Raw genomic sequence first — 12,746 nt, 5'->3', positions numbered from 1 at the left:
CCAACCCCGGTGCACTGCGATGCACCGGTTCCTCTTAACTGAAACCCGCAGGAACGCCGTGGACCGCTCGCCCGCAACCGCCAGCCCCCGCATCTTCTTCTCCAACCCGCGCTGGGGCGTACTGTCACGCTCGTTGGCTGCGATCTTTGGTGGCTATGCACTGGCTTCGGCCACCAGCGTGTTCTGCGCAGTGGCGCTGCCTGGCGCACGCGGGCAGACCGTGCTGACCGGCATGCTGCTGGCCATTCTGGTCGCCGCCTGCGCGGCGTTGTGGGCGTTCGCCACCCGCAGCGCGCTGCGCGCATGGGTCGGCATCCTCGCCCCCACCCTGTTGATGGTGGCCATCGCGCGCCTGATGGGGGCTTGGGCATGAAGATCGGATTCCGCCAGTCGATGGCCTGGCTGCACACCTGGACCGGCCTGCTGGTCGGCTGGTTGCTGCTCCTGATTTTCATGGCCGGCACCGCCAGCTACTACCGGGAAGAAATCAGCCGCTGGATGCGTCCGGAGCTGCCGGCCAACAAGGTCAGCATCGATGGGGCCGCGCAGCGCGCGATGGACTACCTGCAGGCCAATGCCAGCCAGGCCGAGACCTGGTTCGTCACCCTGCCGCAGCCGCGCAACCCGGCCATGCAGCTGTTCTGGCGGCTGCCCCCGGAGCTGGCCGACCCCAGCCGTGGCCGCCGTGGTGGCTTCGGCGACGCCACCCTCGACCCGAACACCGGCCAGGCATTGAAGGCGCGCGAGACCCGTGGCGGCGACTTCTTCTACCGCCTGCACTTCGACCTGCACTACATTCCGGTTTTGTGGGCCCGCTACCTGGTCGGCTTCTGCGCAATGTTCATGCTGGTGGCGATCGTCACCGGCGTCATCACCCACAAGAAAATCTTCAAGGACTTCTTCACCTTCCGCAAGGACAAGGGCCTGCGTTCCTGGCTCGATTTCCACAACATCAGCGCGGTGATGGCACTGCCGTACCACGCGATGATCACCTACACCGGCATCGTCACCCTGATGGTCATGTATCTGCCGTGGGGGGTGAAGGTGGCCTACCCCCAGGATGAGGACAAGTTCTTCTTCGAGGCCTTCGGTGGCATGCCGGAGGTGACCGAGCCGGCCGAAGGACGCGCCACCCCGCTGCCGATCGCACAGCTGCTGGACAGCGCACGCGCGCATTGGCACGGCGTGGAGGTGGCCGGTTTCACCGTGTCCAATCCGGGCGCGGCCAATGCGGTGATCGACATCCGCCAGCGCGACGGCAAGCGCCTGTCCACCGACACCCCGGCTGTGCGCTACGACATGATCAGCGGTGCGCTGCTGGAGGAAACGCTGCCTTCCGGCGGTGCCACCGCCACCCGCGGCGTGCTGTATGGCCTGCACTTGGCGCGGTTTGCCGACTGGGGCCTGCGTGCACTGTTCTTCCTGTCCGGCCTAGTCGGCTGCCTGATGGTGGCCAGCGGCGTGGTGCTGTGGGCGGTGAAGGAGCGGCCGAAACATGCCAAGCGCGGACGCACCGGCTTTGGGCTGCGCCTGGTCGATGCGCTGAACATCGGTACCGTGGCCGGCCTGCCGATCGCGTTCGCAGCGTACTTCTGGGGCAACCGCCTGCTGCCGCTGGACATCGCCGAGCGCTCCAGCGCCGAGGCCAATGTGTTCTTCTACGCTTGGGGCGCGGCGTTGCTGGCCGCCTTCATCTGGCCCAAGCGGATGATGTGGGCGTGGCAGCTGTACCTGGGTGCGGCCGCCTTCGCGCTGGTGCCGGTCGTCAACGCGCTGACCACGCATGCCCACCTCGGCGTCACCCTGCGCAACGGTGACTGGGTGCTGGCCGGCGTCGATCTGTCGATGATTGCCTTCGGCGCGATGCTGGCGATGTGCGGCTGGCGCATGCAGCGCTGGACGCCGCCGCTGAGTGCGGCCGAGAGGAAGAAGCGTGCTGCGGTGGCAGCTGCGCCCAGCACGCAGGTTGAAACGACCGAAGCGGAGGCCAGCGTATGATGCTGCTGGCACTGACGCTGTCGTTCTCCGCGTTCACCGCGCTGTCGCTGGCGATGGAGAAGCACCAGCACGACCTGCATGGCAAGGCCGCTGCCGCACCGGCGCGGCGGATGCAATGGCGGGGGCTGGGCTGGGCGCTGCTGACGATCGCCTTCGCACTGTGCGTGGCCGACCAGGGCTGGGCGATGGGCCCGGTGCTGTGGCTGGGCGCGATGACCCTGGCCGGCGTGACGCTGTCGTTCGGGTTGTATCCGTATCGTCCAACGTGGATTGCGCCGCTGGCGATCGCGCTGCCGGTGCTGGGGTTGGTGCTGGAATTGCTGTAGCCGCAGGAGGGGAACAGCGGCATCAACGCATGGCGTGGATCTACAATGCCCGTATGGATAGCGTGCTGCAGCGGATCTCTGGAATCGTCTTCTTTTCCCGGTTGGGTGAAACACTGCCCGCAACGGCCAGCGTCGTCGCCGTTCGATCGCTGGCCGAAGCACTGCGGACCATCGATACCGATGGTTTCGAATGGATGCCCACAGCACTGGGCGATCCGGATCCGTTTCACGGCGCCCTGCCCCATCCCGCCGAACTGGCTGACGCCCGACGCGAACTCAACCGCACGTTGATGCGCGCGCTTTCGGCACTGGATCTGCCGGCACTGCGCTGCGGTGCACATGACCTGCACCTGGTGGCGCGCGATGGGGCGATGTTCGCCTTCCGGCAACGCCTGCTGGAAACGCATCTCGGCCTGCCGGCACACTGGGAGCCTGTGCTTGCGCTGTACGAACAGGGCCATTGGCCCTTGGCCCATGCGCCGGGGCGATTGTTGGTGCTTTAGGCCGATCCACGCGTGGCGTGGATCTACAGGCCCAATGAGGTAGTGCGGGCCGTTGGCCGGCATCCCGCGGACCTTCCACGATTCTGACGCAGTTGCCGGCCAGGGGCCGGCACTACCGGGCCTACCCCAATCGCTTCAGTTCCCATGCGCGGTGGATGCGTGCGTTGCGCTCGAAGTCCGGGCCGATGGTGCGCGCGGTGATCTCGCGGCACTGGGCGAACTCGGCGATGGCGTTCTCTTCCAGCTTGAAGCGACGGAAGTTGTTGGAGAAGTACAGCACACCGCCCGGCGCCAGGCGCGCAACAGCCGCACGCAGCAGCTTCAGCTGCTCGCGCTGCACGTCGAAGTCGTCGGCGCGCGCGGAGTTGGAGAAGGTCGGCGGATCGCAGAAGATCACGTCGTACTGCCCACGGTCGCCTTCCAGCCAGGCCATCGCATCGGCCTGCACCAGCAGGTGCTGGTTGCCGCCCTGCCCGTTCAATGCCAGGTTGTCGTAGCACCACTGCAGGTAGGTTGCCGACAGGTCGACGCTGGTGGTGCTGGCGGCACCGGCCACGGCGGCCTGCACGCTGGCCACGCCGGTGTAGCAGAACAGGTTGAGGAAGCGCTTGCCACGCACCTGCTCGGCCATCATCCGGCGAAGCGGGCGATGGTCGAGGAACAGGCCGGTATCCAGGTAATCGAACAGGTTCACCTGCAGCAGCGCGTTGTTCTCGCGCACCACGATGAACTCATCACGCTGCTCGAAACGACCGTACTTGCTACCGCCCTTGCCGCGCTCGCGCGACTTCATCGAGACCTGTTCCGGCGGCACGCCGAACACGTCACGCGCGGCAGCCAGCAGCTCGTTGCGGCGGCGGCGCACGTCGTTCTCCGGAATCGCCGCCGGTGCGGCGTATTCCTGCACATGCAGGAAGGTGCGGCGCTTGCCACCGTCTTCCTCGTAGACGTCGATGGCCGCCGCGTACTCCGGCAGGTCGGCGTCGTAGGCGCGGAAGCAGGTGATTTCCTCGCGGGCACGCCAGCTCTTGAACTTCTTCAGGTTCTTGCGCAGGCGGTTGGCCACCATCTGCGCACCTTCGCTCAGCGCGCGCGGCTGCGCCGGATCGCGGCCCGGTACGGCAATCGGGTCGCAGACGATCAGCGCGCATTCCAGTGCGCCGTTGAACATCTGGTACTTCTTGCCTGCGCGCAGGCCGGTGGCGAAAGCCAGTTCGTCGTTGCCGCACAGCAGGCTGGCGCGCCACTGCGGCACCGCCTTCTGCAGGGCATTGCCCAGTGCGCGGTACAGCACCGGATCCGCAGCCAGGCGCTCGTCGTACGGCGGGTTGCAGACCACCGCGCCGATCTCCTGCTCCGGTGCGGCCAGGTCGGCCACATCGGCGCGGGTGAAGCGGATCGCGTGGGCCACACCGGCAACTTCCGCGTTCTCGCGTGCCGCCTCGATCGCGGCCGGGTCGATGTCGCTGCCGTGGATGACCGGCTTCAGCGCGGCCAGGCCAGCGGCCTCACGCTCGCGTGCTTCCCCCTGGATCGCCTTCCAGGCGGCCTTGTCGAAGCCCAGCCAGCGGCTCGGCGGCAGGCTGCCATGGCGCATCAGGCCGGGGGCAACGTCGGCGGCCATCAGCGCGCCTTCGATCAGCAGCGTGCCGCTGCCGCACATCGGGTCCAGCAGGCCACCACCGGCGGCATGCAGGCGCGGCCACTGCGCGCGCAGCAGCAGCGCGGCGGCCAGGTTTTCCTTCAGCGGTGCCTCGTGGGCAGCGCCGCGCCAGCCACGGCGGTGCAGCGGCCCACCGCCGAGGTCGATCGACAGCGAGGCACGGCCCTTGCGCAGCGACAGGTTGACGCGCACGTCCGGCAGGTCGGTGTTGACCGACGGGCGCTCCAGGCCTTCATCGCGCATGCGGTCGACGATGGCGTCCTTGATCCGCTGCGCGGCGAAACGCGCATGGGTGATCTTGTCGCCGGACACGTGCGCGTCCACCGCCAGGGTCATCTCCGGCTTGATGTGCTCGTGCCACGGAAGCGCACGCACGCCATCGTACAGGGCCTGTTCGTCCGGGCACTCGAACTCGTCGATCGGCCACAGCACGCGGCTGGCCAGGCGCGACCACATCACGATCCGCAGCGCCTGCTCCAGTTCGCCCTCGGCGTTGACGCCGGCAATGGTGGCAGTGGCCTTGCCAAGGCCCAAGGCCGACAGCTCATCGGCAAGCAGGTATTCCAGGCCCTTGGCGCAGGAGACGAAGAATTTCACAGGATCGGTTCGCAGGTGGTCGGGCGCGGCACAGGGGCCGGGCCGGTCGGAAAGGAGGGCCGCAAGCACGGCCGGCAGGCCCGCGCCGGGGGCGGCGGGGCTGCCATTGTAGTCAAAGCGGGGGGGCGCGCCGTGCGCCCGGGCTTCACAGTTGCCGCAACAGGCGCTCGAAGGCCTGGGCGGAAGCCTCCACGTGGTGTTCCAGGCGGTGGCCGTCGTCGACCAGCAGCAGCTGCGCCGAACGCGCCTGCGCCCAAGCGATCACCCCGGCGGCCGGGACCACGTCGTCATGCCACGCCTGCACCACCGTGGTCGGCACCGAAGCGGCATCCAGCGCCGGCATCGGGCCCATGGTGGTCGGTGGCACCATCAGGAACAGGCCGGCCACCGGCACCTGCAGCGAGGCGATGGCGGAGATGTAGGCGCCCAGGCTCGACCCGGCCAGCACCACCGGGCCCTGCTGGGCAGCGATGGCGGCGCGTTCGACCAAGCGGCGCAGGCGGGTCGGCACGTCGCCTACCCGGCTGACCTCGCTCATGGCGTCCAGGTCGGTGTAGTCGGGGCGCTCGTGGGTCCAGCCCAGGCGCTGTGCCACCTCGGCCAGCGCGGTGACCTTGGTCGCTTCCGGGCCGCTCTCGAAGCCGTGGGACAGGATGCAGTGGCCGCGGCTCATGCGTGCGCTCCGCACGAACGGGCCGACGAGGAAAGGGAAGGCAGGTTCATGCCGCAATGCTAGCATCGCCGGATGCCCAACCCGCTCCTGCCCGGCCTGCAGCTGCAGCCCCTGCCCTACGAAGATCGTCTGCCATTGCGCGACCCGGCCACGCTGGAGATGGTGGTGATCCACTGCACCGAGCTGCCCGATCTGGCGATGGCCCGCGAGTACGGCGAGCGCGTGCTGTACGACAGTGGCGCTGGCAACAGCGGGCATTTCTACATCGACCGCGATGGCCGTGTGGTGCAGTACGTGGCGCCCGAGCGCGTTGCGCATCACGTGCGCGGCATGAACGCGCATACGCTGGGGATCGAACTGGTCAATACCGGGCGCTACCCGGCGTGGTTCGACAGCCGTCACCAGGCGATGGACGAGGCCTACACCGAGGCGCAGCTGGAAGCGCTGGAGCGGCTGCTGCTGGCGCTGGTGGCCCGCTATCCGTCGTTGCAGCGGATTGCCGGGCACGACCAGCTGGACCTGGAGCAGATGCCTGCCAGTGACGATCCGGCACTGACGGTGGCGCGCAAGCGCGATCCGGGGCCGCTGTTCCCGTGGGCGCGGGTACTGGCGAAGGTGCCACTGCAGCCGTTTGGGTAAGCGGCAGGGCTGCGCCCTGCACCCGCAGAGGCAACGTCAACGTCAAGAGCTGGTATTCCGAGGGATGGCGGAGTGGATCCACGGCATGCGTGGATGAACGTCGAACCGTTGGGAACGGTCTTCTGTAGCGTCGAGCCATGCTCGACGGCTTTCTGCCCGGATCGCTCAGGCGCCGGTCGCCACCGGGTGGCTGCTGTCGCTCACCCATCCGCTCCAGGAGTCGGCATAGATGCGCGCGCCGCTCAGCCCCGCCGCTTCCATCGCCAGCAGCAGATGGCAGGCGGTGACGCCAGAGCCGCACATCAGCACCACCTGCTCTGGATCGCGGTTGCCGATCACGCCCTGCAGTTCGGCGCGCAGTTCCTGTGCGTCGCGCAGGCGGCCATCGAGCACATTCAAGGCGAACGGTCGGTTGACCGCGCCCGGTACGTGGCCGGCCACCGGGTCCAGGGGCTCCACTTCACCGCGGAAACGCTCGCCCGCGCGTGCGTCGACCAGCCAGCCCGGCGCGTGTTTCAGGCGCGCGGTGATCTCATCGGCGTTGGCAATCTGGGTGGTGTCGAAACGGCCCGGATACGCCGGCAGCGCTGGCATCGATTCTTGGCCGGTCGCCAGCGGATGGCCGGTCGCCTGCCAGGCGGCGATGCCGCCGTCGAGCACAGCGGCCTTGCTATGCCCGATCAGGCGCAACAGCCACCACAGCCGCGAGGCGGCCATGCTGCCGTCGCTGCCGTCGTAGACCACCACCTGGGTGTCGGGGCCGATGCCCCACTGCCCCAGTGTTGCGGCAAAGGCATCGCTGTCCGGCAGCGGATGGCGACCGTGACCGACGCGCGACAGGTCGGACAAATCACGATTGAGATCAGCATGCACCGCACCCGGGATATGGCCGGCCAGATACTGGCTGCTTCCCGCCTGCGGATCGGCCAGCGAGGCCCGCGCATCCACCACGCGCACGGCGGTGCTGGCGGTAGCGCGTGCATCGACCACGCGCACGCCTCCGCCCAACGCAGCAGCCAGGGTGGCGACATCGACCAGGGTGGTCCACGGCGGATCGATCGGGTTCATTGCACTTGCTCCAGGCGGCGACGCAGGTTGTAGAGAATGGCCGCGGTTGCTCCCCAGATGCGCTGGCCCGGCCAGCCGTATTCGAGGACGTGGCGGATGCGGCCGCGATGGTTGATTTCGACCTGGCGCAGGTTGTCCGCCGCCATCAGGTAGTCCAGCGGCACCTCGAACACCTCGGCCACTTCGCTGGGCTGCGGTACCGGCACGAAGTCCGGATCGACCACCGCCACCACCGGGGTGACCCGATAGCCGGTGATCGTCACGAAGGGATCGAGATACCCCAGCGCCTGCACCTGCCCGGGCGCCAGTGCGATTTCTTCCTGACTCTCGCGCAGGGCAGCCGCCAGCGCGTCGCGGTCGTCCGGCTCGGTGCGGCCGCCGGGGAATCCGACCTGGCCACCGTGCGTGCGCAGCGTTTCGGTGCGACGGGTGAGGATCACCTGCGCGCCATTCGCACGTGGCACGATGCCAGCCAGCACTGCCGCTTCCACCGGTGGACCCGGCGGCAGCAGATCGATCAGTTCGCTGCGGTTCCAGCCATCACCGGCCGGCGGCTTGGCCAGCGGGTGCAGCGCGCGCACCAGCCGATCGTGGTCGGCCAGCGAGCCGCGCAGTGACTGCTGCAGCTGTCGGCGCAACGGTTGCACGCGATGCAGGATGCCGCTGCGTTCGTCGTTGCTCATCGACGACCACCGTGCGATCTCACCGATATGCCGCCCGCAGCCGGTGCACTGCCGGTGCGGATCCAGCGTGCACACTCCGATGCAGGGACTTGCGACAACACGCGCCGTTTCTTCCATTGTTTGCACCCGCCAACAGTAGCGCGAATGGGCTGGATTTGCGCGGGTGGCCGAGACGGGCGGTAGAGTCGACTCACAGTCGACTCCATCGTCAGGAACCGCGCAAACAAAAACGCGCCGGTGGGATCACCGGCGCGTTGATGTCTGCTGCTTCGATTTACTTGACGCTGACCAGCTTGATCTCGAACTGCACAGCCACGTTCGGCGGGAACGGGGTGCGCGGGTCGGCACCGTAGGCCTGGTCCGGCGGCAGGGTGACTTCCCACTTCGAGCCTGCCGGCATCTGCAGCAGGGTCTCGCGCATGGCCTTCATTTCGACTTCGCTGACCTTGATCGACGGGATCTGCTGGGCCGGGCGGGCTTCGGTCGGGCGCTGGCCGTACGGGAACGGACCGGCCACTTCCAGCTGCACGGTGCTGGCCTGGGTCGGCTTGGCACCCTTGCCGGCTTCGATCACGCGGTACTGGACGCCGCTCGGCAGCGACTGCACGCCGGCCTTGGCCTTGTTCGCCGCGATGAACTGATCGCTCTTGGTCTTGTTTTCGGCAGCGGCCTTTTCGTACTCGGCCTTGGCAGCCTGGGCACGGCCCTGCTCGCGCTTCTGGAACGCTTCAACGGCCGGCTTCAGCTGCTCGGCGGTGATCGCCGGCTGCTTCTTGGCGTAGGCGTCCTGCAGACCCTTCACCACCGAGTTGATGTCCAGCTGCTCACCACGACCGGTCAGCTCCGCCAGGTTGTTGCCGTAGTCGTAACCGAAGTAGTAGCTCAGCTTGCCCTTTTCGGACGAAACGTCCTGGGCGAAGGCATTGCCCGTCAGGGCCAGGGCCGCGACGGCGACCGCGATAGAACGCAACTTCATCAAACAGTTCTCCAGGGGTGGTAACTCAGGGACGTTCTGCGCCGCCCTGAGGCGACGGGTTAGGATAACGGGCGCAACGTGTAACCGCTACTCACGATGCAGGCTATGACCCGTCTGCGTTTGCAGAGTTCAATATCACTTTTTTTTAACGTTCCAGGAGTTTCCCCGTGGCCGATGCCCTGATCGATGTCGCCGACGACGGCGCCATCCGCACCGTGACCGTCCAGCGCCCGGACAAGCTCAACGCCCTCAATGCCGCGACCCTGCAGGCGCTGGCCGAGGCTTTCAGTGCTGCGGCCGCAGACCCGGAGGTGCGCGTGGTGGTGCTGACCGGTGCTGGCCCGAAGGCGTTCGTGGCCGGCGCCGACATTGCCGAGATGAACACACTCAGCGCGGTTCAGGGACGTGATTTCTCGCTGCTGGGCCAGGCCCTGATGCGCCAGATCGAGCGCATGCCCAAGCCGGTCATCGCCCGCGTGAACGGTTTCGCGCTGGGCGGCGGCCTGGAACTGGCCATGGCCTGCCACCTGCGCATCGCCGCCGATACCGCCAAAGTCGGCCAACCGGAAATCAATCTCGGCCTGATTCCCGGCTTCGGCGGCAGCCAGCGCCTGCTGCGCCTGTGCGGCCGCGCCGCGACTCTGGAGCTCTGCCTGCTGGGCGCGCCGATCACCGCCGCGCGTGCGCTGGAACTGGGCATCGTCAACGAGGTGGTGCCGGCCGACGCACTGGACAACCGCGTGAATGACGTTGCCCGCCAGCTGGCGCGCTCGGCACCGCTGGCCCTGCGCGGCCTGCTCGATGCGGTGCACGTGGGCGGCGAATGCAGCCTGGAAGCCGGGCTGGAATACGAAAGCGCGCAGTTCGGCCTGCTGTTCGCCACCGAGGACATGCGCGAGGGCACCAGCGCCTTCCTGCAGCGCCGTCCGCCGGCCTTCCACAACCGCTGACGCCATGGCTTTCCGACCCAACCCCGCGCAGCTGTTTGCCCGGGTCCAGGCAGACGATCTCGATGGCGCCCTCCAGGCCGGGCTGATGGACTACGTGGCCCGCGCCGGCGACGAACAGTTGCTGCCCGGCCATCCCGAGCTTCCGCAGCGCCTGCAGCAGGCCCAGCAGCAGCTGCACACGGCCTGGGCGGCGCGCGAACGCTACCGCGCCCGCGCGGTGCGCCTGGCGCGACGCGAGGCCGAGCGCGACGCTCGCCGCACGCCGGCGCCGGCGCCGGACGTGAAGCCCGCCCTGCCCGCTGCGGCAGCCGCCATCCTCGCCCGGGCCAAGGCCCGCGCCAGCGGCAAGGAGCAGTAATGGCCACCGCGAAGAAGACCCCGCGCGCTGCGACGCGGCGTGCAGGCGCGATGCCGCGCGCCGACGTGGTGGAGATGTTCACCCGCCTGCGCGAACTCAACCCGCACCCGAAGACCGAACTGGAATACAGCTCGCCGTTCGAGCTGCTGGTGGCGGTGGCGTTGTCGGCGCAGGCCACCGACGTCGGCGTCAACAAGGCCACGCGTCGCCTGTTCCCGGTGGCCAATACGCCGGCGAAGATCCTCGCGCTTGGCGAAGATGGACTGAAGCAGTACATCGCCACCATCGGCCTGTTCAATGCCAAAGCGAAGAACGTGATCGCCACCTGCGCGATCCTGCTGGAAAAGTATGGCGGTGAAGTGCCGCGCGATCGCGTTGCACTGGAAGCGCTGCCGGGCGTGGGCCGCAAGACCGCCAACGTGGTGCTCAACACCGCGTTCGGCGAGCCGGTGATGGCGGTGGACACGCATATCTTCCGCGTCTCCAACCGGACCGGACTGGCCCCGGGAAAGAATGTGCGCGAAGTGGAAGACACGCTGGTGAAGGTGATCCCCGCCGAGTTCCTGCTCGACGCGCATCATTGGCTGATCCTGCACGGACGTTATGTGTGCAAGGCGCGCAAGCCGGATTGCCCGGGCTGCGTGATCGCCGATCTGTGCCGGTTCAAGGACAAGACCCCGGCCGAGTGACGGCCGCATCCATGCAGGGCGTGGATCGACTGCAACCAAGGCGCAATCCGGGCGTCATACGCAAGCAGGTTCAATGTCAGGCCCTGCCGTGACGGGGCCTGCGGTGGATGTCTGCCGCGCGTGAACTGTCACATTTACGCAATCTTTACCTTCTAGCCTGCGCGCATCTTCCCACCTGCCTGCAAGGCTCCTCTCCATGAAACTGCATCACCAACTCCTGACGGTGGCCATGGCTGCTGCGCTGTATGTGCCGGCTGCACACGCCGAAGTCGCCATCGACGTGATCGGCGGTTCGGAAATCACCTTCGAAGGCCTGGTCCAGGCCGATGGCAACTGGTTCCACAACGATGTGGTCGACCTCAACGGTGGCGACGCCGGCAACGGCAAGAACAGCGAATTCGAACTGCGTCGCGCCGAGCTGGTGCTGAAGGGCAAGGGCCCGGGCAACGTGGAGTGGGTGGTCGGCTATGACGCCAAGGCCGACAAGTTCCTCGACACCAACGTGAAGTACAAGCTGCTGGGCAACGCCAACCACTTCCTGCAGCTGGGCCAGTTCAAGCAGCCCAACAGCCTGGAAGAACTGTCCAGCACCAAGAACAACGATTTCATTTCCAAGGCAGCGGTCACCAACACCTATGCCATCGCCCGCCGCCTGGGCGGCGCGTACAGCTACGGCCAGGACAATTGGTCGGTGACTGCCAGCGCCTTCGGCCGCGAGCTGACCCGCAACCTGGCCCACGGCAGCGGCTACGGCGCGCGTGGCACCTGGGCCCCGATCAATGAAAAGGGCCAGGTCCTGCACTTCGGCCTGAGCTACGTCAACTACGACACCGACGCCGACACCCTGCGCGTGCGTGCACGTCCGAATGCCGACCTCGCCACGGCCCGCCTGGTCGACAGTGGCAACCTGACCGACACCGACCGCGTCAGCACCATCGGTGCCGAAGCGATGTACTTCCAGGGCCCGTTCAAGGCCCAGGCCGAGTACTACACCAGCAAGGCCAAGCGCTACGACCACGACAACTACACCAGCGACGGCTATTACATCAGCGGCGTGTGGAACGTCACCGGCGAGACTTGGAGCTACAAGGGCGGCACCCCGGGCACCGGCCTGCCGAACAACCCGGCCGGCGGCCAGTGGCAGCTGGGCGTGCGCTACGACCACATGGACCTCAATGACGGCAACCTCGCCGCCAACCCGGTTGCCGGTCGCCCGCCGATCGTCGATGGCGTGCTGGGTGGCAAGATGGACATCTGGACCGTGGGCGCCAACTGGTACCTGCGTTCCAACTTCAAGCTGATGCTCAACTACGTGATGGTCGACAGCAAGAAGTACAGCTCCACGGCGCGCGGTTTCGTCAACGACGATCCCAACATCCTGGAAGCCCGCGCGCAGTTCTTCTGGTAAGTCCAGCCCCCTGCGTTGACCCGCGAAGGCACGGCCCCGGCCGTGCCTTCGTCGTTGCATCGGTAGCCGCGCTGCCCTGCCGGCGCAGCGGACGTGACATCGCTCATGACGCGTGTCACGCCTGCGTCATATGACAGACGCGGGGGTGTCACGCAACCGTTATGGAATGTGCACCGAAACGTCGGGCAACCGCCCTTCGACCACCACCCCAGGAG

At 67.4% G+C, this 12,746-nt stretch carries 14 protein-coding genes; 9 read left to right on the top strand and 5 right to left on the bottom strand.

The genetic code is table 11. The features are described from left to right. Window positions 1-58: 58 nt before the first annotated feature. Genes QZ853_RS03650 through QZ853_RS03635 form a run of 4 tightly spaced genes read left to right on the top strand, consistent with a single transcriptional unit; the run spans window position 59 to window position 2,827 of the window. A complete protein-coding gene (locus tag QZ853_RS03650) occupies window positions 59-373 on the top strand; it encodes a DUF3649 domain-containing protein (RefSeq protein WP_295570812.1) in 315 nt (104 codons plus the stop codon). Continuing rightward, window positions 370-1,998, top strand: coding sequence for a PepSY-associated TM helix domain-containing protein (locus tag QZ853_RS03645; protein ID WP_295570810.1), 1,629 nt, complete (start codon window positions 370-372; stop codon window positions 1,996-1,998). Before QZ853_RS03650 ends, QZ853_RS03645 begins: the two co-directional genes overlap by 4 nt. Beyond that, complete coding sequence (locus QZ853_RS03640) at window positions 1,995-2,324, top strand: DUF3325 domain-containing protein (RefSeq protein WP_295570808.1); 330 nt, start codon at window positions 1,995-1,997, stop codon at window positions 2,322-2,324. The genes QZ853_RS03645 and QZ853_RS03640 overlap by 4 nt, the downstream gene beginning before the upstream one ends. Beyond that, window positions 2,264-2,827, top strand: a complete 564-nt coding sequence (locus QZ853_RS03635) for a hypothetical protein (protein WP_295570806.1) — start codon at window positions 2,264-2,266, stop codon at window positions 2,825-2,827. The genes QZ853_RS03640 and QZ853_RS03635 overlap by 61 nt, the downstream gene beginning before the upstream one ends. Before the next feature lie 121 nt (window positions 2,828-2,948). On the opposite strand, the gene rlmKL is transcribed toward QZ853_RS03635, so the two are convergent. Together rlmKL and QZ853_RS03625 are read right to left on the bottom strand one after the other, a co-directional pair. Next, a complete protein-coding gene (gene rlmKL / locus QZ853_RS03630; RefSeq protein WP_295570803.1) occupies window positions 2,949-5,087 on the bottom strand; it encodes a bifunctional 23S rRNA (guanine(2069)-N(7))-methyltransferase RlmK/23S rRNA (guanine(2445)-N(2))-methyltransferase RlmL in 2,139 nt (712 codons plus the stop codon). A 145-nt stretch (window positions 5,088-5,232) separates the two neighbouring features. Further along, a complete protein-coding gene (locus QZ853_RS03625; RefSeq protein WP_295570800.1) occupies window positions 5,233-5,760 on the bottom strand; it encodes a hypothetical protein in 528 nt (175 codons plus the stop codon). 72 nt (window positions 5,761-5,832) lie between these two features. Here QZ853_RS03625 and QZ853_RS03620 point away from each other — a divergent pair, with 72 nt between their 5' ends. Beyond that, on the top strand, window positions 5,833-6,399 hold the full coding sequence (locus QZ853_RS03620; RefSeq protein ID WP_295570798.1) for an N-acetylmuramoyl-L-alanine amidase: 567 nt from the start codon (window positions 5,833-5,835) through the stop codon (window positions 6,397-6,399). Between the two features lie 165 nt (window positions 6,400-6,564). Here the strand turns inward: QZ853_RS03620 and QZ853_RS03615 are convergent, their stop codons facing one another. The 3 genes from QZ853_RS03615 to QZ853_RS03605 all read right to left on the bottom strand — a co-directional run bounded on the left by QZ853_RS03615 (window position 6,565) and on the right by QZ853_RS03605 (window position 9,126). Next, a complete protein-coding gene (locus tag QZ853_RS03615; protein WP_295570795.1) occupies window positions 6,565-7,467 on the bottom strand; it encodes a sulfurtransferase in 903 nt (300 codons plus the stop codon). Then, on the bottom strand, window positions 7,464-8,267 hold the full coding sequence (locus tag QZ853_RS03610; RefSeq protein WP_295570794.1) for a CoA pyrophosphatase: 804 nt from the start codon (window positions 8,265-8,267) through the stop codon (window positions 7,464-7,466). The genes QZ853_RS03615 and QZ853_RS03610 overlap by 4 nt, the downstream gene beginning before the upstream one ends. Before the next feature lie 157 nt (window positions 8,268-8,424). Continuing rightward, on the bottom strand, window positions 8,425-9,126 hold the full coding sequence (locus tag QZ853_RS03605; protein ID WP_005408797.1) for an FKBP-type peptidyl-prolyl cis-trans isomerase N-terminal domain-containing protein: 702 nt from the start codon (window positions 9,124-9,126) through the stop codon (window positions 8,425-8,427). A gap of 167 nt (window positions 9,127-9,293) precedes the next feature. On the opposite strand from QZ853_RS03605, the gene QZ853_RS03600 reads away from it, so the two are divergent. The 4 genes from QZ853_RS03600 to QZ853_RS03585 all read left to right on the top strand — a co-directional run bounded on the left by QZ853_RS03600 (window position 9,294) and on the right by QZ853_RS03585 (window position 12,531). Beyond that, on the top strand, window positions 9,294-10,076 hold the full coding sequence (locus QZ853_RS03600; RefSeq protein ID WP_295570792.1) for an enoyl-CoA hydratase-related protein: 783 nt from the start codon (window positions 9,294-9,296) through the stop codon (window positions 10,074-10,076). A 4-nt stretch (window positions 10,077-10,080) separates the two neighbouring features. Further along, on the top strand, window positions 10,081-10,434 hold the full coding sequence (locus tag QZ853_RS03595; RefSeq protein WP_295570790.1) for a hypothetical protein: 354 nt from the start codon (window positions 10,081-10,083) through the stop codon (window positions 10,432-10,434). Then, complete coding sequence (nth, locus tag QZ853_RS03590) at window positions 10,434-11,123, top strand: endonuclease III (RefSeq protein ID WP_295570787.1); 690 nt, start codon at window positions 10,434-10,436, stop codon at window positions 11,121-11,123. The genes QZ853_RS03595 and nth overlap by 1 nt, the downstream gene beginning before the upstream one ends. Window positions 11,124-11,319: 196 nt before the next feature. Then, window positions 11,320-12,531, top strand: coding sequence for an OprO/OprP family phosphate-selective porin (locus QZ853_RS03585; protein WP_295570785.1), 1,212 nt, complete (start codon window positions 11,320-11,322; stop codon window positions 12,529-12,531). Window positions 12,532-12,746: the final 215 nt, after the last annotated feature.

It is taken from the genome of uncultured Stenotrophomonas sp. (assembly GCF_913778665.1).
Taxonomy (GTDB): Bacteria; Pseudomonadota; Gammaproteobacteria; order Xanthomonadales; family Xanthomonadaceae; genus Stenotrophomonas.
This window is presented reverse-complemented; position numbering and strand designations above follow the sequence as displayed.